Source organism: Dictyobacter halimunensis (assembly GCF_036245075.1).
Genome location: NZ_BSRI01000002.1, coordinates 2,747,407 through 2,773,669 on the forward strand (window position 1 = coordinate 2,747,407; position 26,263 = coordinate 2,773,669).

Below are 26,263 nucleotides of genomic sequence, written 5' to 3' on the forward strand. Positions count from 1 at the left end.
AGCTTTTGGGTCAAGACGGCAGGCTATGTTGAGCAGTGCAGAGATTACACCTTTTCGCATTCCGGTGGTGTAAGAGGTTCTTGCTCGTACCATGGTGGCAATCTTAGACCACTGTATTCACATTAATCAATCTACCAAAAGCAACAAGAAGCGCAGAGGCCTGACCTCTGCGCTTCTTGTTGCTTTTGGTAGATTGGAGGCGTTTTTTTGTTTTGGTGGGGGGTTGATGAGGATGGATCAGATATACAAATGACCTACGAATCAGGCAGTAAAATTGCCTCGTCCTACCCCCTATGCTATACTTCCCATGGAATCCTACGGGGAAAATTAAGACGAACTTGGAAGAAGGGAAGCGTAGAATATGACCCAGGATACTTCGAATTTGCAGAATCCCTTTATTGTTGGGGAGCGCCTGTATTTACGGCCTCTAGAGCCGGCTCAGGATAATCATCTTTATTCAACATGGATGAATGATGAAGAGATCCGCCGCTATTTTTCGATCTATCCTACCAGCGACACACGCGGTAGAGAGAGATTAGACAATCTATATAAAGATACACGGCATATTTTGTTTGGCGTGGCATTGAAAGAGGATAACCGCCTGGTGGGTCTGGTAGGACTCAAGGATATCAATGTCTTGAATCAGACCGCCGAGTTTTATGTCATTATCGGGGACCGCAACCTGCACGGTAAGGGTTTCGGGACCGAGGCGACCAGGCTGATGCTGCGCTATGGATTTTTAGAGTTGAACCTCAATCGTATTCAGACTCAGGATATGGAAGAGAATATCGGTGGTTGGCGCGCTGATGAAAAGGCTGGCTTCAAACACGAGGGAACCCTGCGTGAGATGATCCTGCGCTTCGGCAAATATCACAGTGTTCGCGTCTATAGCCTCTTGAGAAGTGAGTACTTAGAAACGTTGTAGTCTCACATGAGTATCACAATCCAGGAAATCCACGATCGTCAGCAATGGAATACCTTTGTGCTGAGTCAGCCCCACGGACATTTTTTGCAGTCCTATGAGTGGGGAGAGCTTAGCCGTGAACTGGGTGAAAAGATCTACCGCCTGGGCGTCCTGGAAGATGGACGTCTGATTGGCACCATGCTCCTGACGGTATCCGCGGTTCCGTTGCCATTACCCAAACTACGTCCGACCTGGCTATATTGCGCACGCGGGCCGGTGTTGGAGCGTATGGATGTCTCTACCCTGGCATTACTTGTGAAGCACGTAGCTCTGATTGCGCAGCATGCGCATGCGGTTGCCTTACGCGTTGAACCTGATATCGCTGATGACGATCCCAATCTCGATACCTGGCTGGCGGTGTACCATAAAGCAGGGTTTTTGAGCAATCCTAATTCGGTGCATGGAAGGCGATCGTGGGTACTGGATATCCGACCTCCTGCCGAGCAACTCTACGCCAGATTTCTACCGGACTGGCAGAGTCGTATTCGCGAGGCAGAGCAGCAAGGGGTGGTGGTGCGTACCGCCTGCCTGTCACGAGACTTCGATGCTTACTATGAACTGCTTAAGGCTTCCAGTGAGCGCAGCGATGTCTTTGTGCATGCTAAAGAGTATCACTGGCAAACGCTGCAGGCCTTCGCCGCCTCACCTTCCCACGATGCCGCTATTTTGCTGGCCGAGAGGGATGGGCAGCTGCTGGCCGCGAAAATGATTTTGCGCTTCGGTCAGTGGTGTTGGGATATGTTTACAGGGGAACAAGAGACGGAGAGCGCTCAACTGGCGACCTATCTGCTCCAATACCACGCCCTGCAATGGGCGCAGCAGCGCGGATGCCACTTCTTTGATTTCCGCTCTATTCCCGATGTACTGGTGCCGGGTGAGGATTTATGGGAGGGATACGAGTATAAGCGCGGCTTTGGCGGCTACTCCCGCCTGACCATGCCGACCCAGGATTACGTCTACCAACCACTGATCTATAAGCCATGGCGCAAACTGGTTGAGCTTGGCCGCCAGCAGCGCCACAAAGAGCGGCAGTATACCCGACTCCAGTCGGGTATACCAGAAGTCTTATTGGATGTCGATTAAGCAGCGTAGGGGTAACAAAAAACGATCTAAAAACAACCTTATTGGTTATTTGGAAGAGGACGTATGGAAGCTCGTATTATTCATGATCGCCAACAATGGAATGACTTTGTCATGTCATCCGTTTGTTGCAATGTGACGCAGACCTATGAATGGGCGGAGTTTGGCTCATACCTGGGAGCGGAAGAGATGTTGCGGATCGGGGTGCTGGATGATGCCGGCCAATTATGCGCGGCGACCTTACTGGTCGTATCGCGGGTCCCGGTCCTCAAGCAAACCTATTTTTACGCGCCCCGTGGACCGGTGATCGACGATCCTGCCTCCCCCGCCATGACGGTCCTTCTCAACTATATCAAGGTAGAGGCGCGCAAGCGTCATGCCTTTATGCTCAAGATCGAGCCATCCGTCGAGGCGGACAACTTCAACTGGTTGACGGCCCTCAAGCGTCGTGGTTTCCGCGTCAATCCCTCCCACATGCATATCCGCAACGAATGGGTGCTGGATATCCAATCCGATGAAAAGACCCTGCTGTCCGGCATGAAAGAGAAGTGGCGTTATAATATTCGCCTGGCCGGTCGCAAAGGGATTACGATTCGTCGTGGCGAGAGCCAGGCGGACATCGATGCGTTTTATCGTTTGTATGAAACCACCAGCGAGCGCGATAAATTCTTCATTAACGACAAGGCGCTCTACAGCGACATCCTGCGCGTGCTGGGGGAGCAGGACCGGGCGGCACTGTTCCTGGCCGAATACGAGGGGCAGCCTATCTCGGGCATCATCCTTCTGCTGGCGGGTCCCTGGGCTTATTATATGTATGGCGCCTCATCCAATGAGCACCGCGAAAAGATGCCCAACCACCTGCTGCAATGGACCGGCATCCAGTGGGCGAAGCAGCACGGCTGCCAGTATTACAACTTCCGCGGCATCCCTGAAATTCTGGAGGAGGGGCAGGAGATGTGGGGCGTCTATCTCTTCAAGCGCGGCTTTGGCGGTCGGCCCATGCTCTTCCTGGCCACGCACGACCTGGTGTATCAACCCTTTGTGTACCAGGCGTACCGCGCTATGCTCAATGTTAAGCATCGGCTGGATGCGCGACGCGAGATGCGCCAGGCCAGCCACGCCACCCATGCTGCCATACAGAAGCAGGAGCCAGCTCCTGCACCTCAAAAGTCCCCCACTCCCATTCAAAAAGAAGGGGTTTGAGGAAGTATTTAATAATATGAAATGGCGAAACGCGCGCCCCGAGCAAAAGCTCGGGGCGCGCGTTTCGCCATTTCATATTATTAGAAAAAAGATTAGCGGGTGCGCAGTTCCTGCAGGGTGGCCAGGCGCTCGCGAGCGACCGAGCTGCCAGGATTCACTTTGGCCAGGTTGCGATAGACGCGACTGGCCTGCTCGTATTCTCCGACCGACTGGTAGGTCTGGCCGAGCATATCGTAGGCCTCGTAGTTTGAGCGATCAATGGTGATCAGCTGCTGCAGTGCCGCGACTGCTTCTTTGACCTGCTGGGTCTCGAAGTAGTGGCGGGCGATCATGCCCTGATACTTGGCGGCATCCTGATTGCGACCCAACTGGAGGCAGAAGCCAACCACCTCGCGCAGCAGGTCCATCGACTCTGGATTGAGCTCGGCTGCTCGGAACAGGCTGGTCAGAGCCTCTTCAGTATCGCCCATCTTCTCATAGATGTTGCCGATGTTCTGCACAGCTTCGCCGGCCTTGTCCAGCTTACCCTGGCGCAGATAGATGTCCGCCAGCAGACGCAGTTCCGCCATGCCTTCCTCAAGCAGGCCGCGATTGACATAGATATCGGCGAGCTCGGTATGGGCCCGTGTGTCTTGAGGAGCCAGGCGCACCATCTCCTTCAAGACATTGATCGCGTTATCGGTCTGACGATTGTTGCGATAGTGCTGAACAAGGTCCGCGTACTCCTGCAGCGCACTATCGAGGTCTCCCTGGTGTGAGGCGATCTCGGACATGCTTGAGGCCACCTCGTCCTGAGCCGGTTTGACGCGCTGCAACTGACGCAAGATGGCTTGCATCTGTTCCTGCTGGCCTGTGCGGCCATAGGCTTTGGCCAGTTGGGTAGAGATCTCTACCTCGGGCGCGCGATGCTCCTCGCCATCCTCGCGGGGACGAGCCGCCCAGGTGGCCGGATCAAGCGACTGCGGCGACATGCGTACGGTTTGCAGCGCCTGTTCCAGCTGATTGATGGCGGCCTCGGGCTTGCCTTGTGACAGCAGGGCCTGCGCCGAGCTGGCGCGGGCAAAGATCTCGACATGGCTATCGCGGGTCGCCTGGTTGTATTCCTCTACCGCGCGATCGAAGTAGCCGCACTGCTGATAGATCTGGCCCAGCGCGAAGTGCACATCGGAGTTGTTGGGATGGACCTCGGCGCTCTGTGTATACTCACGCACCACAGCCTGGGCGTGCTTCTGGCCCTCGCCGCGTAGCTGCCAGCGGATGCGCGACAGCAACTCCATGGTGTTTGCCCGTGGGGTGCCCAGGGCCGTGATCATCGCGATATGCCAGCGTACTAGAGCGGTAATATTGCGTGGATCGATCTGCAATACGCGCTGATATTCGGCCACTGCCTGCTGGGTGCGTCCCAGTTTCTGCAGGGCCAGCGCGTAGTTCAGCCGTGTCGGCACGTTGGTCGGACTCTCCTGCAGGGCCTGCTCCAGCTCGGTCATCGCCCGGTCCATGTAGCCCAGGCGCAGATATGACTCGGCCGCCAGTGTACGCTCGCGCAACAGATCCTCTTTGTTGCCCTGATTGGACAGCATGCTGATCAGGCGCATGCGATAGGTAATATTATTTGGCTCCAGCTGCAGGATGCGGCGATAGGTGGCGATCGCATCGTCGATGCGTCCATTGACTACGTATGTATCAACCAGGATAGCGTACTTGGTGATCGCCTGCTCAATTTTGCCCTGGCGCACATAGATCTCGCACAGTACCTGATGCACATCCAGGTATTGCGGCGCGATATCGATGACGCGCAGACACTCTTCCATCGCCGGTGTCAGCAGGCCATGGTTGATATATTTCTGAATGTCCTGCATCGAGCGCATGACCTGCATGCGGATGTTCTCGGGCAGCGCGGCGGTACTGGTGACCACCGCGTCCGCGACCTGGCCCATGCCTCGCGCGCCGGCCATCTGGTTGAGTAGATCCTCAAAGCCGGGTTTGGGCTCCTGTGCCGGACGAGCCGGGGCGCTGGGCACCATCAGCTGTGGATCTTCGAAGACCGACGCCGCCAGCGGTGACTGCACAGCCGGTACGGCCGGATATGTCTGAGGCGCCGGTGTGGGTGGAACCTGTGGCGGCATAACCGGTGACGGGGTCGCCAGTGGCTGTGAGGCTACTGGTGGCAGCACAGGATCGGATGGCGTAGCCAGCGGTTGCGATGGTGGCGCCATCTGCGCCGCTGGCTGCTGAGGCGCTGGCATCGGCGTGGATAGAGGCTGCGACTGCTGTACCTGTGGCGCGGGCTGCGCTGGCGCCTGGGGCGCCAGTGAATCAAGCTCCTGCGACAGCACACGGGTTGAGTTTGGCTTCGCCTCATCCGTCAGCCAGGACGGGGCCGACTCTGCTTTAGGCGCTGATGGCTGGGGCGCGCTCGGCTCCGCCGGGGCCTGTGTCGGCGATGAGGCCTGCTGCTGCGCCGCCGGCTTGGGCGCATTCTGGGTCTTTTCCGAGTCGTTAAGAATGCCTGTCAGCCAATCAGGTAGATCGCCGCCCGAGCCGGCCTGATTGCCAGCCGACGTCGTATTGTTTGGATTCGCGATACTATTGGTGCTCATCTCCATCGTTGGTGCTTCCGGCACATCCGATGGGGAGAAGCCTGCCTGGTCAAGAGGAGGGGCCTGCGTGACTCCAGCAGGTGGAGGTGTCGATGTACGCGTAGGAGTTGGTGCATTCTGCGCCTGCTGGAGCATATACTCCACCTGGGCCACCTTATCATTCCAGCCGCGACTGCGCAAGAAACCGAGCAACGCATTATACACGGTGAGCGTCTGCTCCTGCTCACCCAGAAGCCGATGTGCCTCTGCCGCTTCCTGGCAGAGCTGGACCAGCTGATCCGACTCCTCGGCCGTCAATGCATCTAAGTTTACCCGGTCGACCGCCTCATCAAAATGGATCGTAGCGGTACGCAGATCGCCACGGGCCCTGTAACACTGACCCAGCGCATAATAGCAGGACAGTGCGTAATCGGGATCATTCAGCAGGAGCTGGAACTGCTGGATCGCTTCATCCCAGCGTTGCTGCTCCTGATAAAGCCAACCTAAAAAATAGCGAGCATCTGGCCGATCAAAGCCACTCTCCAGGATCTGTTCACAGAGGTCTATAGCATCATTGAAACGGCCCTGGTTTTGAAATGTTTGCGCCTGCTGCAATGCCCCTGTGACCTGGTTGGCAGTAATTCGATTGCGAGGTGCTGAGTTCATCCCGTTTCCGGACATTGCCGCTGATCCAGGATTGTTTACCCCACCAAAGTTACCCGCGCTACCCATGTTACCCATGATGCCAGTATTCCCTCCGCTTGTATTTTCCGATGTTACTGAACCGGTGAATGAAAGATTGTTAACAGATGATGGATGCTGTGCAGTTGGACCTTTACCGTTATTCACAGGCTGACCAGCACCGGTCTCTGATTGATTTGACGAAAATGTTCCACCCGCCTCTCCAGGTGGAAGCTGCGTGCCTGCCCCCCTTGCCTGTATCTGGGAAAGCAATAATTGTGCCTGGGGATTGGCCCCATCCGCACGTAGGACCTCTTCACAATGGACACGAGCCGGACCCGGTTCATTTCGGAGAAGATAGCCCTGAGCCGCCGCCAGGCGCTCCTGGAGCATCTGGGAGATATCTTTCTTCTCAAAATAATAGCTTGCCAGTCGCTCGTGAGGCTCGGGATTGCCGGGGGACAACTGAACTGCCTTTTGCCAGGCGGCCTCTGCACGCGCCCCCTGGCCGGCCTGCGAATAAAGATCAGCCAGATGCAGATATGCCTGATAGGCATCATCGCGCCTATTCAAAATGACGTACAGTTCGGCGGTCTTGCTTAAAGCAATCACGTTGCTGGGGTCGCGCTGTAAAATATATTCATATTCGTGGAGCGCTAATTGCCATTGCTTCATTTGCATATGGCAAAACCCTAGACCACTACGAGCTGTAGCATCTTCTGGGAACTCGGTGAGTGCTTTCTGGTACTCATGCATGGCTTCCGCCCAGTGACTATCCCAACGTTGGCGGTCGGCCGTGTTAATCGCTGCACTAAAGGCTTGTCTGTTCCCAGGCATGAAAGGTTCACTTTCTCGAATGAGCACACAAGGTAGCGACGCTCCTGCGTTTCTGCTCATATCGCGCCACTACGAATCGTGCTAACTGGTCTAGTCAAAACTAGGGTACAACAATTCAAAGGCATGGACACTTGTTTTGGTACTAAAGTACCTGTACATTTCTGTGTCGTATTGTACAGGAATGTTTGTTGGTCATTCCCTATGTGCCCATGCCTGAAGTGCTACCCTCGGTAGTTGATAAAGTCCAGTGGAATCGGGTAATCCTTCTGTTTGAGCAGAGCAATGACCGCCTGTAAATCATCGCGGTTCTTGGCCAGGACCCGGACGGCGTCTCCCTGAATCTGCGTACGCACCTTGGGGTAGGCCTCGCGAATGATTTTACCCAACTCTTTTGCCTGTTCCTGCGTAATTCCTTGCTGTAGCTCGATAACCTGGCGTACCCGGCCGCCAGCCGCGTTCTCTTCTTTGCCAGGTTTGAAGATTTTTAAAGACAACTTGCGGCGTACAGCCTTGGATTCCAGGATATCACGTACACTCTTCAGCGAAAGCTCGCTATCGGTTGTGATGGTAATCGAATCTTTCGCCTGCGCTATATCCGTTTTTGTATCTTTCAGATCGTATCGCGTCTGTACTTCGCGTCGAGCCTGGTCGATGGTATTCACCAACTCTTGTTCGTCAAATTGCGATACTATATCGAATGAACAGTCACCTGCCATGAGAATCCTCTCTTTGTCGTATAGATTGGTACAATATGGCTAGTAGAGGAATACGCTACATCTTTAGCTATCTTCGCGAGTCTAGACCTTCTCTGGCATTGTAGCGCATTTTGCCTCCTGTTTCCACTTTATCCCCCAAGTGGCACACAGCCTATGGACAATCAAAAGGGATATACGTAAGTATAGTACATCAATTGGCCTAATAGTAGCCGCGGTAGTTGCGGCTCGGTTTGGACAGAGCGAGAAAGTTCGAGGAGATATTCTCTTTATCCAGCAGCAGCTGGATGCTCTGGTAGTTGATACTGCTACTCTCATCGAACGGGATGGCCAGCAGGGTTGGCGTTAGCTGGCGCACATCCATTTTGGTCAGGGTGGGATGCTGAGAGAGGCGTGTCGCCGTCTCTTCGTCTGATAGCTCCAGCAGCATCGCCTGCGAGATCGTCGCCTGTTTATGCTGCCGCACCCAGTCTTGCAGGCTGTAAACCACGTTTTGCGGTAGTTCTTTCTGGCTCAGCTCCTGCAATGTTGTCAGTATCTTTTCGGCGTTGAATCCGTGCTGGAGGGCACGCAGGACGGAGCTCTGGGTCAGCAGCAGGGTGCTGACCATTTGGATCTGCTTCACCTGTGTAAAGGGCAGCAGGCTATAGAGGGTGGGAAGATCCGGCTGCAGCAGTAGAAGCTCATAATTAGGCTGGACAATCAGCGATTTCTGGGGTGGTGGTGTGTCTGCGGAGCCCTTCTTATCTTCTGATTTATCCGATTTTGGTTTTATTATCTGCGCGATGGCTTGCTCGCCCAATTCAGTAATGCGGAAGGCGCAAGAGGAGAGCAGCAGCTTATTGTCATCGACCAGAGGATCATTTCCTACATCGACGACCCCTATTTCGACCAAAGAAGAGTACAGCATATTAATAAATGAAGGCGCGGCCTGGATGGCCCATTCGATGAAAAGATTTCTTTTATCGTTTTTTTTGGGAGGTCCTTTCTGGTAGCCGGTGTAGTAAGCTCCCCTCCACTGTTGCTGTTTGGCCAGTTCGGGATGATCCTCCCAGATCTCACGGATCAGGGTTTCGACTGAATACCAGGCGCCTGCGGGATATGCATAGAGCTGTTTGAGTAGCAGGGGGCGTAGAGAATGACTGGACGTATATGAATTATAGAAGTGGTTTCCCTGCTCCGGCGCAGCCCTGGGTACGTCGATCCAGTTGTAGCCCTCTTGCCAGCTCTCCAGTAGCTGGCAGGTTTGTTCCAGAACGTTCTTTCTCGTCCACGGAGCGAGCGCGGGTCCGGGTGCTAAACGAAATTTGGCATTGTCGAGGGGTGGCTGTATCTGCATGATGATTTTTGCCTTGAGAAGGAAGCTCATCACCATGTCGACATAGACATCATTGCTGCTCCAGCTGGGGCGTTCCTGTCCCTTGAGCAGGGGGCGTATCTTCTTGGTGATACGCTTGGGGACATTGCTTTCCCTGGTCAGCTCAATGGTGGTCTGGTAGACCGCGTTGACGAGTGTTGCCACATCGTAGAGGAACGCGGTCTCTCCTGTTGTAATCTGTTGAGGCCCGGCTGCGAGTTTCTCTTGCATAAGTTCTATGCTTCTACTGGATATTGCTCCAGATAACGAATCACCTCGCGTGTGAGCTGGCTGGGGGTCGAGGCACCAGCGGTCACTGCGACTCGCTTTTTCCCCTTAAGCCAGGCTGGATCTAGTTGCGACAGATCCTCGATGCGTACAGCTGGCACGCCAGCCAACTCCTCGGATACCTGAACCAGGCGATTGGTATTATTGCTGCGTGGATCTCCGACCACGACGGTCAGGTCCGCGCCACGCGCCTGGGCGGCCACCGCCTCCTGCCGGGTCTGCGTGGCGGCGCAGATATCGACGTGTACCTCGGCCTGGGGATAGCGCTCCTTAATATACTCGATCACGCGGCGCGTATCCCATTGTGACAGGGTGGTCTGGGTGGAAACGGCGATCTTCTGCTGCTGCTCGGGTGTCAGTTGTAGAGCATCAACGTCGGCCTCAACCTCAATCAGGCTAACATGGCCGGGAATCTCACCCATCACACCTTCGGGTTCGGGATGGCCTTTCTTGCCCACGTAGAGGATGTAATAGCCCCGAGCCACCAGGTCTTTGACCAGGTCATGCGTTTTTGTGACATCGGGACAGGTCGCGTCGATGCAGTGCAGGCCGCGTGCCTGTGCGCGCCGTTTGACTTCGGGCGAGACCCCGTGGGCGGTGAAGATGGCCGTGCCAGACTCCACCTGCTCCAGGATGGCCGCGCGATTGGGTCCATCCAGCGTGATGACTCCCATTCCGGTCAGCTCATCGATGGCGTGACGGTTATGAATAATTTGACCAATAATGTAGATGGGACGTGGCAATGTTTCATCTTTGGCCGCCTTGCGCGCGATGGTCAGCGCGTCAACGACACCATAGCAGTAGCCACGAGGTGAGATTTTTATAACTTCCATTCGTTTTCTTCCAAATAGCTGGTTGATTGTGCGGCCCTCACACGATACGAGGGTGATTCCAGGTTTCTCAAGTTCCTATTATACACTGATATAATGCCCCAATGAAATTGGGTAGCAAAAAATTTGATGTTACCTCTCGCGCCGCCAACGGCGGCGCGAGAGGTAACATCAAATTTTTTGCGTTTAAGAGGCTTTCATGGCGGTTTTGCAGAGGATGCGACGCAGGTCTTCGGGTGTGTACAGGCAGACGGCGGGTAGGAGACCGGCCAGCTCTTCGACAGATGTGGTGGGCGCGAGATCAAAGATCAGCAGCGGGGTACGCCTGCCCTCGCAACCCTTTGCGATTGTGCCCGCCGTCAGATAGGGGATCACCAGGCGCTGCCCCTCAAACCGGGTGATCGCGGGCGTATAGATTAGTAGCTGGACATAAGGAAGAATATAGGGGGCGCGCTCCGGCGTCTCCTCCTGGTAGATGTACTTCATTCTCTCTTGTCGCAGTAATTGTAGATACGGGTAGCGTTGCTCTTCAGGGCCTATTAACAATGCGGAACGACCCTGCAATCCACCAAGGCAAGCGTCTGCGATGGACAGCACCTCCGGTGCTATGTCTGGCATTGATATTCTCCTCTGTCATCGGTAGCTATTCATTCTAGTCTGCAATTAAGTACGATCGTAAACGCCGCCGGGTCGCAAACCACCGTGGGCCGCGCCAAAACTGTGGTCATATGGCTGATTTCAGAAGCTCACACCTCATCCAGAGATCAGCGCTCATCCACATGTTTTTTACAATTTACCAACCTGCTGTAGTATCCTTATACATACTATAGCAAGATCCGCCAGGTTGCCATCAGGTACTTGCTGTATTTTCTTCTACGGTGTGATACATATTGTGGCGGGGTGCTTGTCAGTTGCTCACAGGTCGATGTGTAGCCTGTGAGGCGTACTGACATACCTTGCGCTATTGTGGTTGCATATGCTAAGCTCTACGCTGGTGCCCTCAGGTGTCCCCAATCTTTTATATGTAACGCGTATCAAACCGTGGCCTCTCATGGATAATACTATGGATATTGATGTTATCGGGGAGGTTATTTGTTGCGCAAGTCATTATGACAAGGACTGAACAATCATGCCCTACGCAATGGGTGAATACTACGAGCAGGTCAACGATTATGACCTGGAATATCAGAGCCAGTCAGAGCAGGATCTGCCTTTCTGGCGTGAATTAGTGATGCGCTATACGCCGAGCCGAGTGCTTGAGCTGGCGTGTGGCAGTGGACGTATCGGCCTGGAGCTCCTGCATGCTCCCGGTGATTTTGTACTCGAAGGCCTGGACATTGAGCAGGGCATGCTGGATGCCTATCGGCGCAAGCTAGAGCGCGAGCCCGAAGAGATTCAGCAGCGGGCCATCCTTCATCATGGCGATATGTGCGACTATGACCTGGAGCACAAAGGTCAGTTCGATCTCATTTTTCTGCCCTTTAACTCGATCTGCCACCTGTATGAAATCGAGCAGCAGCTGTGTGCGTTTCGGACCACGTATGAGCACCTCGCTCCCGGCGGCCACTTTGTCGTGGATACCTTTCTACCCGATATCGATTACCTCAGCGATGCCCTCAATCGTCCCTCAACCGTCTATCTGGAAGATGAGATTGAGTCGCCCGATGGCGATTTCACTATGCTCTTATATACCACGCGCAAATATGATCCCCATGAGCAGCTTCAGCACATCACCTGGACGCACGAGAAGTTTTTCGAGAGCGGCGAGAATGAGCGCTACCTCTCCAAACTGGACATGCATCTCTTCTTCCCACGCGAACTGCAGATGCTCTTTATCTCGACCGGCTTTAGCGTCGACGCTATCTACGGCGACTACCTCTGGAAACCCTTCGGCAAAGGGTCCAGACAAATTGTCGTTGGTCGCAAACCAAAGAACAATTAACGTTTTCTGTGGCGCAGAATGCGCTGTGTAATGCCGGGTGTGCCTCCGGCCCCTGACACTACGCGCCTGCGGCGCTCAAAAGATGTATTAAAGAGAGGCTCCAGCCTCTCTTTAATACAAAGAAATGTGCGCGTCAGCGCGCATCTCTGGGCGGCAACGCCGCCGGCTTTTGCGGCATGCGTGCGGGCAGTTGACGCTCACCGGTGCAGGTGCTAGAATATATCCTAGTGAACAGGTCGGATTAATTGATTATGTGAACAGGCGACACGCCAGGAAGGGAGAGACCATGATGTTGCGTGTATCTACTAAAGGCGAATATGGTGTACGGCTCATGGTTGATCTTGCCCGTCACTATGGTGGTCGCCCTCGCTCACTTACCGATATTTCCCAGGCCGAAACGTTGCCACTGGCTTATCTGGAGCAACTGGTAAAGCTGCTGCGGGAGGCCGATCCCCCACTGGTAATGAGCACTCGCGGTGCTCATGGCGGCTATAAATTGAGCCGTCATCCCGCTGAGATTACGATGGGTGAGGTGGTGCGTGTTTTAGAAGGCCCGATCGCTCCCATGATCTGTGCGACAGAGGGAGAAATGACCCAGGTCTGTAATTTTCTAGAAGCCTGTAAGACGAAATATCTGTGGACAAAAGTACGTGATGCGGTAGCTCAGACGCTAGATTCAATGACCTTAGCAGAGCTGGCGGCTGTCTCTTCTAGCGAGAGCGGCGCGGCTGCACAATTCATTGCACTCTCAGACATTCACGTGGGCCTGGGTTCACAGCAACTCTGTCTACCTGCTAAGGACGGCGAAACTGAAGTTCGTCCCTTACCATAAAAGGAAGGTGTTTTTGGGTATATGGCATCTGAACTGATAATTAAGAATTTACATGCCAATATTGAAGGTAAACCGATTCTGCGTGGCGTTAACCTTACTGTGCGACAGGGCGAGATCCACGCATTGATGGGACCAAATGGCTCCGGTAAAAGTACATTGTCGAACGTCATTATGGGTAACCCCAAATATGAAGTGACCGACGGTGAGATCTGGTTTAAAGGCGAGAATATTCTGGAATATTCGCCCGATCGACGCGCGCGCATGCGCCTCTTCCTGGCTTTCCAGTATCCAATGTCGATTCCGGGTGTGAGCGTAGCCAATTTCTTGCGTCGCTCCCTGGAAGCTGTACGCGAGGGGAACAAGCCACTTGAGGAGGGTGATAATCCTAGTGGTAAGATGGGCAAGCGCCGCACGGTACCCCCTGGTGAGTTCCGCAAACTGCTGCAGGCGAAGATGAAACTGCTGCGCGTTGATAATAGCTTTATTAATCGCTCTATTAACGATGGCTTCTCCGGTGGTGAGAAGAAACGCGCTGAGATCCTGCAAATGGCTCTGTTGGAGCCAGAGATCGCGTTGATGGACGAGACCGACTCTGGTCTGGATATTGATGCGCTGCGCATCGTTTCCGAGAGCGTCAACGCTCTGACCGGACCCAACCTGGGTATCCTGCTGATCACACACTATCAGCGCATGTTGAACTACATCAAGCCAGACTATGTGCACGTGATGTTCAATGGCCGCATCGTGAAATCCGGTGGCCGCGAACTGGCTCTGGAGCTTGAAGAAAAAGGTTACGAGTGGCTGCGTCCAACTGAAGAAGTGAGTGAGGAGACTGTAGATGCTTAACACGTTGGCTCCAGGGTTTTCCCGTGCTGCGGTAGAAGAGCTATCGCGTTACAAGGGGGAGCCAGAGTGGATGCTACAGTTGCGTCTGCAGGCATGGGAAACCTATGAGAATACTGAGGCTCCTCTTGGTCGCCGTGGCGATCTGGGTACCATCAGGACGGTGGCCGGTTTTAACTTTCAGCAGCTAAAACCTTTTACCGCTGTTGAGAAAGATGCCGCGCTGCCCGAGAAGGTGCAGAATTCGCTGCAGGCCTCGCTGGTCAATGAGCGTTCGGGTTTGATCGTGCAGCTCGACTCAACGGTGGTGCATACCGAGTTGAGTGATGAGCTCAAGCAGCAGGGCGTCATCCTGACCGATCTGGATACCGCTGTACGCGAGCACGCCGAGCTGGTGCGCGAGTATTTCATGACTCGCTGCGTCCCTGCCGCTAGCAGCAAGTACACGGCCCTGCACGCCGCCTTCTGGTCTGGTGGCTTCTTCCTGTATGTACCAAAGGGTGTCGAGATCGAGGCTCCTATGCTGGCACAGGTATGGGTCAACCAGCCCCTCTCCGCTGCCTTCTCCCATTCGCTGATTATCGCGGACGAGCAGAGTAGCGTACGCTTTGTGCAGGAGTATAACTCTACCATCGAGGGTGAGGATCCATCCTTGCTGAGCGACGTGGTGGAGGTCTTTGCCAAACGTGAGGGCCGGGTTGAGTTCAGCAATCTGCAGGACCTGGGACAGAATATCTGGAATATCACCAATAAGAACGCGGTGTTTGAGAACGATGGTAGCGTGACATTTGTCCTGGCCGACCTGGGTGCCCGGGTGAACATGGCCACGATCGGCGCCGGTCTGCAGGGCAATGGTAGCGCGGGCGAGCTGGTGGGGGTCTTCTTTGCTGACCACGATCAGCGCTATGTGATCAAGACTCTCTCCGACCATGTGGGCCTCTCGACCAACGCTGAGACCCTGGTTAAAGGTGTCCTGACCGATAACTCGCGCGTTGAGTTCGACGGCATGATCCGCGTGCGTCCGGGGGCGCAGCAGACCGCTTCGTTCCTGTCGGCGCATGGACTGCTGTTGAGCAAGAAGGCGCGTGGCGAGTTTATCCCTGGTCTGGAAATCGCCGCTAACGAGGTGAGCGCCAGCCATGGTGCCACCAGCGGCCAGATCGACGAAGAGCAACTCTTCTACCTGATGGTTCGTGGTATCTCACGGCCTGAAGCGGAGCGCATTATCGTACAGGGCTTCTTTGAGCCGGTGCTACAGCGCATCCCTGTAGAAAACCTGCGTGTTCGCCTGCGTCGCAGTATTATCAGCCGCATGAGTGGCGCTTATGAGACAGAGGCCGATACCTGGGTTGATGCTCAGGAGCGCTGGGAGATCGAAGGTGTTGACGAGAATGCCATCAGCCTGGAGGGCAATCCCGAAGACGACGAAATCAAACTGGCTGAATACTAAGACTAAGGGTCGTATGAACACGTTGTTCGTTTGAGGGCGACCACAAGCTAGCTAAAAAACGAATCATGTGGGGTGGTGATGATCGCTTGCGATCAGCCCGCCCCGGTGATTGTTTATCTCTCCTACCCTTTCTTGTCTCTCGCCCTCTTCTTGAGAGAAACAGTAAGGGTTGTTGTCCTATGGTTACATCCAATAACGTCATACCTGTCACCGCCGATGTGACATCTTTCTCTGGCCGCAGCATAAACGAGGTGCGCCAGGATTTTCCTATCCTTGCGCGTCAGGTGCACGGCAAGCCCTTTGTCTATCTGGATAGCACCGCCAGTTCGCAGAAGCCACAGTCCGTCATCGATGCCATGAGCGACTATTACCAGAACTATAACGCCAATGTGCATCGCGGCGTCTACGAGGTCAGCGAAGAGGCGACGGCAGCCATGGAGAAGGCGCGTGTTAAGATCGCCCGCTTCATTAATGCGCGCCAGAGCAAGCAGATTATCTTTACCCGCAACACCACCGAGAGCATCAACCTGGTGGCCCACACCTGGGGGAGCGCCAACATTGGGCGTGGCGACCTGATTATCCTGACCGAGATGGAGCACCATAGCAACCTGGTCCCCTGGCAGCTGCTGGCGCAGCGCACCGGCGCCCGGCTCGAATTCGTGCCCGTGAGCGATGATGGTCTGCTGCGGCTGGATATTTACGCGGAACTGCTGAAGCAACAGCCCAGACTGGTAGCCTGCACGCAGATGTCGAATGTGCTGGGCACAATCAACCCGGTGCAGGAGATGATCGCCCAGGCCCATGCCGCCGGCGCACTGGTCCTGGTTGATGCCGCCCAGAGCGTTCCTCATCTACCGGTTGACGTGCAGGCACTTGACGCGGACTTCCTCTGCTTCAGCGCGCACAAGATGCTGGGACCCACCAGCATCGGCGTGCTCTACGGCAAGAAGGCCCTGCTAGAGGCGATGCCCCCGTTCATGGGTGGTGGCGACATGATCCGCACCGTGCACCTGCGCGAGTTCACGGCCAATGACCTGCCCTGGAAGTTCGAGGCTGGCACCCCCGCCATCGCCGAAGCGGTTGGCTTTGGCGCAGCCATCGATTACCTGAAGGCGCTGGACATGGAGGCGGTCCGCCAGCACGAGCGTGAGATTACCGCCTACGCGCTGGAGAAGCTGCAAGAGGTGCCCGACATCAAGATCTACGGCCCCTCAGCCGATCAGCGAGGCGGCGTCATCTCCTTTACGCTGGCCGACATCCATCCCCATGACCTGGCATCGATCCTGGATCAGGAAGTGGGCGTGGCGATTCGCGCCGGACACCATTGCGCGCAGCCGCTTATGGAGCGCTACGACCTGGCCGCCACCGCGCGTGCCAGCTTCTATATCTATACCGTCAGGGAAGAGATCGATATACTGGTGCAGGGTCTACAAAAAGCTCAAGAAATCTTCCGTTTCTAATCGAAAATTCTAATCGAAAATCTTAAAATCAGAAAGGGGCAGGTGCTTATGTCGATGGATTATCGCGAATACATTCTGGATCACTATCGAGATCCACGCAACTATGGAAAACTGGAGCATCCCGACGTTCACTGTGAAGATTCAAATCCTCTCTGTGGCGATCAACTGGGCATAGATCTACAGTTTGAGGGTGATCGCGTCACCGCCGTTCGCTTTCAAGGACGCGGCTGCGCCATCAGCCAGGCCTCGGCCTCGATGCTCTCAGAGATGATCGAGGATAAGAGCGTGGAAGAGGTGATCGCGCTGGGCAAAGATGACGTGCTGGAGGCGCTGGGTATTCCCATCAGCCCGGCTCGTACCAAGTGCGCCTTCTTATCACTGCGCGTTCTGCATCGCGCCCTGGCGATGGCCGGCCTGGAACATCCCAAAGAAGACGAAGACGAAGAAGAGTAAGGCTAGAAGAAAACATCCATGTCCGAAGAGTTCTACAAGGCCGCCGAGCTCAGCGACCTGCGTGAAGGCAAGCTATATTCGGTTGAGGTAGATGGTGAGCCCGTCTGCCTGGTCAGGTTGGAAGGGACCGTTTACGCCTTTACCGACAACTGCACGCATATCAGTGGTCCCCTCAATCAAGGGGACTTCGATGGCTGTGCCGTCACCTGCCCCTGGCACGGCGCCCGCTTCGATGTGCGCAGCGGCAAGGTTCTGCGTGGCCCTGCGCGACAGGACCTCTACACCTATCCAGTAAAAGTAGAGGGCGAAAACATCTACATCGGCCTCCCTCCTCAAGAAGAATAAAAGCTGCGTGCACACGAAAAAGGAGCGGACAGCGTCGTGTGACGCTGTCCGCTCCTTTTTCGTGTGCACGCAGTAGCGCTCAGCGGGGTCAAGGGGCGGCTAGCCCCTTGCGGGGTGTAGGGTGTCCCCACTCTTCTCTTTTTCCTCTCGCGCCGCCGAAGGCGGCAAAAAAGACTTTTACATGGCCCTGGACTATTCTCAGCCGCTATTGACAGTTGTAGAAGAGCACCATACAATTTCTGTGACATAATCTATTTTTCTCGCCATTGAAAGGATGCTAAATGCAAGGTCGCTCACATCTCTTAGTTGGCCTCGCCGCGGGTGTTGTCATAGACAGCATATTTCATCTGAGTGGCCCGCCGCTCACAGGGGCACATGACGTTTCCCTGAACCTGCTGGTCGATAAAGGGGTCTATTACTTTGCCGTCGGGCTGGGCGCGCTCCTGCCTGATATCGATAATGCGCGCAGCACCCTGGGCCAGAAGCTGGGCGTGATCAGCAAAGGTATTCAGAGACTGGCGGGACATCGCACATTTTTTCATAGCTTAATGGGGCTGGCCTTTGGCTCATTGCTTGCCATCGGCCTGGAACGAGTGGTAAGCTATCTGCTGGAACTTCGAGGGTACCAGTTTCCAGCGCACTTTGTTTCCAGCTCGCATGTCTTCTTCTTTGGCGTCCTATTTGGCTGCATCTTCCATATCGCGGCGGACGCTCTGACGCTGGGAGGTGTGCCGTTACTCTGGCCTCTCAAACAGCGTTTTGGTTTTCCCCCCGACTCTCACTGGCGCTTCCGTACCGGGAGCTGGCCCGAATTTGTGATTGTCTGGGTGATTATGATTTTAGTCGCTTTAGGTGTTTATAATTCAGTGATAGCGATTTAATGCTATTACATGCGCGCATATCGCACGTGTATTCGGGAATAACATGATAAAACGTGTAAGCTCTGGTTCATACTTTTCACTATCGGCACAAAAACGTACTGCCTGGTTGCTCCTGGCGCTGATGGTAGTTGCCTATGTTATCATACTGGGCTATCAATCCGTCCTGCGCTACGCTGTGTTTAAGGCTACGGCTTTCGACCTGGGAAATATGGACCAGGCAACCTGGAATACGCTGCATGGCCATTTTGTGGAATTTACCAATCATTCAGATAACTGGTACGGGGAGCCGATTCGCCTGGCCCAGCACGTCGAGCCGATCTTCCTGCTGCTGGCCGGCCTGTACGCCTTCGGTGCCGATCCACGTATTTTGTTGATCTTCCAGACCGTCATGCTGGCGGCCGGGGCCGTACCGGTCTTTCTGCTGGCGCGCAAGTCGCTGCCGACGCTGCCGTTGCTGGCGCCTATCATGGTGCTTGGCTACCTGCTGGCGCCCGCCGTCCTGGGTGAGAATCTCTTCGACTTTCATCCCGTGACCCTGGTGACGCCGCTCTTTCTCTTTGCTGTATTGGCGTTGACCTATCGCAAACTGGTCTGGTTTGTGATTATCTGTATTTTGGCGGCGGCCTGTAAAGAAGAGATGGGGGCTGTGGTAGCCCTGCTGGCGCTGGTAGCGATCTGGAAATACGGTATACCGCGCCTGGGGGCGGCGGTCTTTGTCGGTGGCATCGTCTGGACCTTGCTGGCATTCCTGGTCATCAAGCCGCACTTCAATGTGGGAGCGCAGCAGGATAACTACTGGTATCGCTACGAGGCGCTGGGGCCCTCCCCGGTGGCGGCTATCTTCAATATTCTGGGTCATCCCTGGATCGTCTTTGGTGTCCTGATTACGCTGGATCGTGTTTACTACCTGGCTAGCTTGTTGCGCAGTACCGGCTTTATCGCCCTGCTGGCCCCCGAATGGCTGATCCCCACCCTGCCCTCGCTGGCTATCAACCTGCTGACCTCTGAATCGTTTCAGCACAACGGCGTCTACCACTATCATGCGGCCATCATTCCCTTTGTGATTATCGCCGCCATCCATGGCACCCGGCGCATCTACTATTATTGGTATGGATTGCGTGAAGAGACGGCCGAGCAGCAGCTCTACCGCGAAGAGGTGGCGCTGGGCCGCAAGGCCTATGGTCCTGTCAAACCGTTTCCGGGCACCACCGCTCTACTGGGCTGGATGCGGAAAAGCGCTGTCCGCGTCTGGTCCTGGTTAACCACAGGCTGGCGCTGGCTGGTAGCCCATTTGCGCTTATCAACGCTACTCAATGGCTGGCAGAGGCGCAGGAAGCTCATGCGCCTGCGCATGAAGGACCTCGCGGCCTATATGCCCGCATCCTGGCTACAGGGTACGCTGTCAATCTGGATTGTCTGCATGATCGTATTAAATATTGTGGTGATCTGGCCGTTGTTAAATAGTTTTCTGGCCGATCATACACCAGGGCCGCGTGAACAGCACATCCAGCAATTACTGGACATGATCCCCCCCCGACGCGGTTGTATCGGCGGGCGGCAATATCAATCCGCACCTGACGGAGAGACGCTATGTAACGGTGTTTCCCGAGCTAACCGTGGCCACTTTTACGCGCGGCCAGGATAAGCTGGTGGATTACGTGATTGTTGACCTGGATAATGCATCGCCTGAGAACAAAGCTTTTTCAGATAACTTTTTGGATGTATTAAATCAGATACAGCGCACTGGGGAATTCAGACCGATTGCACAGGCGGACGGAGTTATACTGCTGGTAAGAGAAAAAAATATAGCGCAGCGGTAAAAAAGAGTGTTATAATTTGCGTGGTATATGCTGTTATTCCGTGTTTACGCGAGCTTGACTTTACAGATGAGAGGATTGCAGGATGCCTAATAATCCGTATCCCGATGAACCTACTCGTGCCCAGCCACCGACTGATGTATTACCTCAGCGCGAGCGTATGGCGGACCTGCCACCCAGGGCCGTTCCGCAACCTATGTCTGCATCGCCTCAGCGTGAGATGGATGCAGAGGTCGAGAACGCAGAGACACGCCAGGAAGAGGCCCGAACGGTTCGTTATGCCATTGGTAAACTGAACGATTTTCTGCAGTGGTTCCTGGTCGTACTTGAGGTAACGCTGGCCATCCGTTTTTTTCTGAAGCTGATCGGTGCATTGCAGATCAATTTATTCGTGGGTTTCTTGTACTCGTTGACAGATATTGTCCTATTCCCTTTTTCTAACATCGTTAACCCATTACGGGTGCAGAACGGCCAGGAATTTGAGTGGTCAACGCTGATCGCCATGCTCATCTACTGGCTGATCTTCTGGGCTGTGCGGCGCTTCCTGAGCATCCTCATCTCCAGCCCCGAAGAACCCACCAGCTAACAGCACTCATACGTTTTTTCATCAACGGCCAATACCGCCCGGTCCCGTCGCATATCAACGCGACGGGACCGGGCTTTTTTATTGGGAGATGGTGCCGTTGGTGGAACATGAGCGCCCGGGTACGGGGCTGTTGGGCGGCAAAGCCGGGGCAAGCCCGGCACCTACGACCCTCGTTACCATTATGATGGCGACCAAAAACGGACCTGCGGGGAAGCTTGCTTCCCCGCAGGTCCGTTTTTGGTCGCCATCATAATGGTAATGGTAGTGTTAATACTATTTCCTTTTTTAGAGAAAGAGCCTCTTTTATGTGCATACGAAAGCTGCTCTGGTCATCTCGCTCTGGTATTGTGATTGTGCTCGTGGCATTGTTGATCGTTGCTGGTGCGTTGAGGGGAATGTGGAACGGCCAGCCGACGCGGGCGGCCAGCAATGTCAACCAGGTCTTCGCGCAGGCCGCCACCGAATTCGCTGTGCCGGCTCCTCTGCTGAAAGCGCTCTGCTACATGGAGGGCCATCTCGGTAACCATGGAGGGACGGCCAGCATCGATGGAGGATATGGGTGTATGCACCTGATGGCGACGCGAGACAGTGATAGCCTGGCGTTAGCCGCCAGGGATCTCAAAGTCGATCCAGCGCTCCTCAAAACAGACCTGGCCACCAATATCAGGGGAGGCGCGTCCGTTCTGCGCGACTACTGGCAGCAACTTTTTCCCGGCCGTGCCCCCGCCGCATCCCTGGATGCCTGGTATGGGGTGTTGAGCGCGTATAGTGGCTCCTCCTCGCCCTCAGTCGCTCATATGTATGCCGATGCCGTTTATAAGGTCATTAACCGAGGGTTTGTGGCCAGCGCCGAGACGGGTGAGACCGTGACCCTGCCGGCTCAACATGTGGTGCCACGCATCACCGCCGTCCTCTCTCATGACGCAAAGCATACATCGATTGGAGCCATGGCTCGTATGCAACCGGATAGTGCGTTCCTGCCCCACGGCTGCTCGCGCACGGGCGATACCGATTATCCGGGCGCCATCAATTGCATCCTGGACCCCGATAAATTTGATTGCAATAGCGTCGATGACAACGATCCCTGCAATTATGAAAGCGCGGCTCGTCCGGCGGACTATCCCGTCGATTTTGTGGGCATCCATGATGCCGAAGGAAGTCTCGTTGACACCATTAACTATTTTCACAACGTCCAGGGCTCTGTCAGCAGCCACTATATCGTAGATACCGATGGCACGGTCTATCAGATCGTGCATGATAACGATATCGCCTACCACATAGGCAACTACTGGTATAATCAGCGCACTATCGGGGTTGAGCACGTTGGTTATGCCGCCACGGGCTATCAATGGTACAATTCCGCCATGTATATGGCCTCGGCCAGGCTAGTTGCTTATCTGCTCAACAAATACCACCTGCCACTTGATCGCTCCCATGTCATTGGCCATGGGGATGTGCCCGCGCCCTCCGTCGCTCTGATGCCTAACCACGTCGATCCCGGCCCCTACTGGCTCTGGGGGTATTACTTTAACCTGATCAATGCCATGGGTGTCCCCTTTGCGCACAATATCTCCTTCAGCGCGAACGTTATCTCTATCTCTCCGCCATTTGATCGTCTGCCCGTTGGACAGGGGGGCGCGAGACGGCGGCCAACTACAATTTCTTCTCTCTCTATAATGGTCCCGGTACAGACACAGGGTTGATACCGCATGCGGGCAACAGCACAACCGATGAAACCAGCAACATCGGGCCGGGCGTCAGCTACGCCTATACGGCGGTCGTCAAGGATCAGGCGGGTAGCGGCATGACTATGTACCGTATCTGGTATGGCGTTGAATCCCACCTTAAGGATAAGAAGAAGCCGAGCCGGTTATGCAGCGCCCGCCAGGTCTGGCTGGCGGTTCCGGCGGATGCCGTCAATCGCGGCCTCGGCATGCAGGTCGTGCTCGGGACCGCGACCAAAGTATACGGAAAGCCCGAACAGAAGAGCGACTATCAGATCGGTGACGCGCCCCAGGGAGCCATCTTCGTCTCCGGACTCGGGGTACTGGACGATAAAAATATTTACTGGTATGAGATCAACTTTAATCATCGCCAGGCCTGGATACCTGAGAGCGCCGTCGCCCTCTAGAGCATGCACATCGCCATCAAAATTTGAGGCAATCTACCACACTGGCAAGCAATGTGATATACTTTTTGCTACCAGGAGGTGCATTTTGGACGACTTGAGTATCTTCAGCGGGAACGCAAACCGTCCGCTGGCAGCAGCCATATGTCGGCATCTGCGAATTCCTCTGGGCGATGCAGATGTGTTTCAGTTCAGTAACGAAAATATCTTTGTCAAGATCAATGAAAACGTTCGTGGCCGTGATGTTTTTGTAATTCAGCCGTTCAGTACACCCGTCAATCGTTCAATTATGGAATTGCTGATCATGCTCGATGCGTTGAAGCGAGCATCGGCGGCCCGCATTACCGCGGTAATTCCTTATTATGCATATGGACGTACCGATAAAAAAGACCAGCCTCGAGTACCGATCACGGCGCGGCTGATCGCTGATTGTATTACCGTCGCGGGCGCGGATAGAGTCTTGACCATGGATATGCATGCCGGGCAGATCCAGGGCTTTTTTAATATTCCCGTTGATGAGCTGACGGCCCAGATCACGCAGGCACGCTATTTCGCCGAGAAGGATCTGCAGAATTTTATCGTCGTATCGGCCGACGAAGGCTTTGCCAAGAAGGCGCGCAGACTGGCGGATCGCCTGGATGCTCCCCTGGCTATCGTAGAGAAGAGGCGCCTGGGAAACAACAGCGTCGCCGAGGCAATGGGGATCATTGGCAACGTCGAAGGTCGCAACGCCTTGATTGTGGATGATGAGATCGATACGGCCGGCTCGCTCACCCAGGCTGTGCGCGTCGTACATGAGGGAGGCGCGCTGGACATTTATTGTTGTGCCACCCATGGTATTTTTTCTGGCTCGGCCCTTGAACGTCTCCGGAAAGCACCCATTAAAGAGATTGTGATTACCGATTCTATCCCATCTCCTGATTCGGCCCTTTTGCCCAATCTGACAGTGCTCTCTGTATCAGAACTGATCGCTGGCACCATCAGCCGTATCCACGATGGTCGTTCAGTATCTGAATTATTTCGGTAATCTGGGAACGGTCCCATGTTGAAAGAACTGCTCGGGCAAGGAGCCGTTGCGCGGCAAGCGCCCGCAAGGGGCGTTGAGGATGCTCCCAGCATTCTCGCCAACGCGGGCACGTTCTTGTTTCTTCCTCCCTTTCCTTATATGGTTTTGTGTTGGTGTATGAGGTGCGCATCCGCGCACCTCATACACCAACACAAAACAAACCATGCGGCCGCGTAGCGGACGCGCGTGTGGGGGCGCTCACGTACCCCGGTAAGACGAGAGTAAGATACGTTGTATGAAAATGCCGCCCGCAGAGGGCGATGGTAGATTGTGTTATAATACCCACGCGCTGCGCCCGGAAAGGGCGCGGGTACGCGATAGAGGATTGTTTTGCACCAGGAAAGGGTGGAGGGGCATTTATGAAGCCGCTTGTTGCTATTGTTGGCCGACCAAACGTCGGCAAATCCACATTTTTTAATCGTATGATTGGCGAGCGCCTCGCCATTGTTGAAGATATGCCGGGCACCACCCGTGATCGCCTCTATGGAGATACCGATTGGAACGGACGCGACTTCACCTTAATTGACACCGGTGGCCTGGAGCTTGGCACTGGTATACCCGTGGGGCAGGTCGGCCTGCATGGTCAGCCTGGTGATTTGATGAATCATGTGATGTCGCAGGCCCAGCTGGCCATTGAAGAGGCGGACGTCATTGTGTTTATGGTTGATGCACGCTCCGGCATTACCGCCGCCGACGAGGACGTGGCCCATCAGCTGCGACAGACCAAGAAGCCAGTTATCGTGGCCGCCAACAAGGCCGACAACAAAGACCGCCGTATGGACGCGGTCGAATTCTACGCGCTGGGTCTGGGTGAACCCATCGTGATCTCTTCTATCCAGGGTATAGGCACCGGCGATCTGCTGGACCGTATTGTGGAGGAACTGCCACCCGCCGAGGAGATGGAAGAAGAGGATGAAGAGGGTCTTATTCGCATCTCCATCGTCGGGCGCCCAAATGTCGGCAAGTCCTCGCTCTTGAACGCCATCACCGGCTCAAAGCGCTCCATTGTCAGCGACGTGCCGGGAACTACCCGCGACGCGATCGACACCTCCATCGAGTTCGAAGGACACAAGATCCGCCTGGTCGATACCGCCGGTATTCGCCGCCGTGGCCGCATCGGAGTCGGCGTCGAAAAGTATAGTGTGCTCCGATCGGAGCGAGCCATTGAGCGCAGTGACGTCTCTATTCTGATGGTGGACGCCACCGAGGGTCTGGCGGCCCAGGACACACATATCGCCGGAGCTATCCATGCCCAGGCCAAAGGCGTCATCGTCGTCGTCAACAAATGGGACCTGGCCCAGCAGCAGCGCAAGGACGAGCGCGAAGGAGTCTATGCCCATCCCAACGATGAGATTCAGAGCGCGGAAGAGTATCGCGACATTCTGGCTGAGGGACTCAAGTTCATTCCCTATGCGCCCATCGTGTTCGCCTCGGCCAAAACCGGCTATCATGTCAAGTCGATTCTTGAAGCGGCCATAAAGATCGCTGAGATGCGTTACCTGCGCGTGCCCACCTCGCGCCTCAACGAGCTTGTCCAGGAGGCCACGCGTCGCCATAGTCCGACCGTCATTCGCCACAAGCCATTGAAGATCTACTACGCGACGCAGGCGCGGGTCAACCCGCCCACCTTCGTCTTTTTCGTCAATGACACCGAGGCGGTCCACTTCTCGTATGAGCGCTACCTGGAGAATCGTCTGCGCGAAGCCTTTAGCTTTAGAGGCACCGCCATTCGTCTGCAGTTCAGGCCACGCTCCGCCAAAGAGCAACGCGAAGACAGGCGCTGATAACTGCGACACTCACATCTGAAATACGACCTCACCTGGTCAGAGACTGCCGCTACAACCGAAGGGCTTTTTACTGCGTATATATGATGTAACTTATAAAAAAGTAGATCATATTCATGCAATAATTATAGAAATGTGTTATTC

The 26,263-nt window shown here is 54.9% G+C and carries 23 protein-coding genes; 18 read left to right on the plus strand and 5 right to left on the minus strand.

Going from position 1 to position 26,263, the window contains the following annotated elements; all coding sequences use genetic code 11:
• Positions 1-361 precede the first annotated feature (361 nt).
• The 3 genes from AABA21_RS25465 to AABA21_RS25475 all read left to right on the plus strand — a co-directional run bounded on the left by AABA21_RS25465 (position 362) and on the right by AABA21_RS25475 (position 3,247).
• Entirely contained in the window at positions 362-925 is a 564-nt protein-coding gene (locus tag AABA21_RS25465) for a GNAT family N-acetyltransferase (RefSeq protein ID WP_338254561.1), read from the plus strand.
• A gap of 6 nt (positions 926-931) precedes the next feature.
• Positions 932-2,047 carry a lipid II:glycine glycyltransferase FemX gene (locus AABA21_RS25470; protein ID WP_338254562.1) on the plus strand — a complete coding sequence of 372 codons (1,116 nt, stop codon included), beginning with the start codon at positions 932-934 and terminating at the stop codon, positions 2,045-2,047.
• 63 nt (positions 2,048-2,110) lie between these two features.
• Entirely contained in the window at positions 2,111-3,247 is a 1,137-nt protein-coding gene (locus AABA21_RS25475) for a lipid II:glycine glycyltransferase FemX (RefSeq protein ID WP_338254564.1), read from the plus strand.
• 92 nt (positions 3,248-3,339) lie between these two features.
• Here AABA21_RS25475 and AABA21_RS25480 read toward each other — a convergent pair whose 3' ends face one another.
• From AABA21_RS25480 to AABA21_RS25500, 5 genes are all read right to left on the minus strand, one after another.
• Positions 3,340-7,344 carry a tetratricopeptide repeat protein gene (locus tag AABA21_RS25480; RefSeq protein ID WP_338254566.1) on the minus strand — a complete coding sequence of 1,335 codons (4,005 nt, stop codon included), beginning with the start codon at positions 7,342-7,344 and terminating at the stop codon, positions 3,340-3,342.
• A 221-nt stretch (positions 7,345-7,565) separates the two neighbouring features.
• Positions 7,566-8,060, minus strand: coding sequence for a YajQ family cyclic di-GMP-binding protein (locus AABA21_RS25485; protein WP_338254569.1), 495 nt, complete (start codon positions 8,058-8,060; stop codon positions 7,566-7,568).
• Between the two features lie 199 nt (positions 8,061-8,259).
• A complete protein-coding gene (locus tag AABA21_RS25490) occupies positions 8,260-9,645 on the minus strand; it encodes a helicase-associated domain-containing protein (RefSeq protein ID WP_338254571.1) in 1,386 nt (461 codons plus the stop codon).
• Between the two features lie 5 nt (positions 9,646-9,650).
• Positions 9,651-10,535, minus strand: coding sequence for a 4-hydroxy-3-methylbut-2-enyl diphosphate reductase (locus AABA21_RS25495; protein WP_338254573.1), 885 nt, complete (start codon positions 10,533-10,535; stop codon positions 9,651-9,653).
• 183 nt (positions 10,536-10,718) lie between these two features.
• Entirely contained in the window at positions 10,719-11,150 is a 432-nt protein-coding gene (locus AABA21_RS25500) for a hypothetical protein (RefSeq protein WP_338254575.1), read from the minus strand.
• Positions 11,151-11,661: 511 nt separating this feature from the next.
• On the opposite strand from AABA21_RS25500, the gene AABA21_RS25505 reads away from it, so the two are divergent.
• The 15 genes from AABA21_RS25505 to der all read left to right on the plus strand — a co-directional run bounded on the left by AABA21_RS25505 (position 11,662) and on the right by der (position 26,119).
• Positions 11,662-12,474, plus strand: coding sequence for a class I SAM-dependent methyltransferase (locus AABA21_RS25505; protein WP_338254577.1), 813 nt, complete (start codon positions 11,662-11,664; stop codon positions 12,472-12,474).
• Positions 12,475-12,760: 286 nt separating this feature from the next.
• Positions 12,761-13,306 carry an RrF2 family transcriptional regulator gene (locus AABA21_RS25510; protein ID WP_420917171.1) on the plus strand — a complete coding sequence of 182 codons (546 nt, stop codon included), beginning with the start codon at positions 12,761-12,763 and terminating at the stop codon, positions 13,304-13,306.
• Between the two features lie 21 nt (positions 13,307-13,327).
• On the plus strand, positions 13,328-14,152 hold the full coding sequence (gene sufC / locus AABA21_RS25515) for a Fe-S cluster assembly ATPase SufC (protein WP_338254578.1): 825 nt from the start codon (positions 13,328-13,330) through the stop codon (positions 14,150-14,152).
• Positions 14,145-15,599: a Fe-S cluster assembly protein SufD gene (gene sufD, locus AABA21_RS25520; RefSeq protein WP_338254579.1), complete on the plus strand. Its 1,455-nt coding sequence runs from the start codon at positions 14,145-14,147 to the stop codon at positions 15,597-15,599. The genes sufC and sufD overlap by 8 nt, the downstream gene beginning before the upstream one ends.
• A gap of 179 nt (positions 15,600-15,778) precedes the next feature.
• Positions 15,779-17,059, plus strand: a complete 1,281-nt coding sequence (locus tag AABA21_RS25525) for a cysteine desulfurase (RefSeq protein WP_338254581.1) — start codon at positions 15,779-15,781, stop codon at positions 17,057-17,059.
• 48 nt (positions 17,060-17,107) lie between these two features.
• Positions 17,108-17,512, plus strand: a complete 405-nt coding sequence (locus AABA21_RS25530) for an iron-sulfur cluster assembly scaffold protein (protein ID WP_126596214.1) — start codon at positions 17,108-17,110, stop codon at positions 17,510-17,512.
• 18 nt (positions 17,513-17,530) lie between these two features.
• Positions 17,531-17,857 (plus strand): Rieske (2Fe-2S) protein, encoded by a 327-nt coding sequence (locus AABA21_RS25535; protein ID WP_338254583.1) that lies wholly within the window; start codon positions 17,531-17,533, stop codon positions 17,855-17,857.
• A 281-nt stretch (positions 17,858-18,138) separates the two neighbouring features.
• Entirely contained in the window at positions 18,139-18,738 is a 600-nt protein-coding gene (locus tag AABA21_RS25540) for a metal-dependent hydrolase (protein ID WP_338254584.1), read from the plus strand.
• A 43-nt stretch (positions 18,739-18,781) separates the two neighbouring features.
• A complete protein-coding gene (locus tag AABA21_RS25545) occupies positions 18,782-20,383 on the plus strand; it encodes a DUF2079 domain-containing protein (RefSeq protein WP_338254587.1) in 1,602 nt (533 codons plus the stop codon).
• Positions 20,313-20,558, plus strand: coding sequence for a hypothetical protein (locus tag AABA21_RS25550; RefSeq protein ID WP_338258473.1), 246 nt, complete (start codon positions 20,313-20,315; stop codon positions 20,556-20,558). Before AABA21_RS25545 ends, AABA21_RS25550 begins: the two co-directional genes overlap by 71 nt.
• 82 nt (positions 20,559-20,640) lie before the next feature.
• Positions 20,641-21,141: a YggT family protein gene (locus tag AABA21_RS25555; RefSeq protein ID WP_338254589.1), complete on the plus strand. Its 501-nt coding sequence runs from the start codon at positions 20,641-20,643 to the stop codon at positions 21,139-21,141.
• A 305-nt stretch (positions 21,142-21,446) separates the two neighbouring features.
• Complete coding sequence (locus AABA21_RS25560) at positions 21,447-22,844, plus strand: N-acetylmuramoyl-L-alanine amidase (RefSeq protein ID WP_338254590.1); 1,398 nt, start codon at positions 21,447-21,449, stop codon at positions 22,842-22,844.
• Entirely contained in the window at positions 22,841-23,272 is a 432-nt protein-coding gene (locus AABA21_RS25565; RefSeq protein ID WP_338254591.1) for a hypothetical protein, read from the plus strand. The genes AABA21_RS25560 and AABA21_RS25565 overlap by 4 nt, the downstream gene beginning before the upstream one ends.
• Positions 23,273-23,357: 85 nt before the next feature.
• Positions 23,358-24,296 carry a ribose-phosphate diphosphokinase gene (locus AABA21_RS25570; protein WP_338254592.1) on the plus strand — a complete coding sequence of 313 codons (939 nt, stop codon included), beginning with the start codon at positions 23,358-23,360 and terminating at the stop codon, positions 24,294-24,296.
• Between the two features lie 398 nt (positions 24,297-24,694).
• The gene (der, locus tag AABA21_RS25575; protein WP_338254593.1) at positions 24,695-26,119 is read left to right on the plus strand and encodes a ribosome biogenesis GTPase Der; all 1,425 of its coding nucleotides are present in this window, start codon (positions 24,695-24,697) and stop codon (positions 26,117-26,119) included.
• The last annotated feature ends 144 nt before the right edge of the window (positions 26,120-26,263 follow it).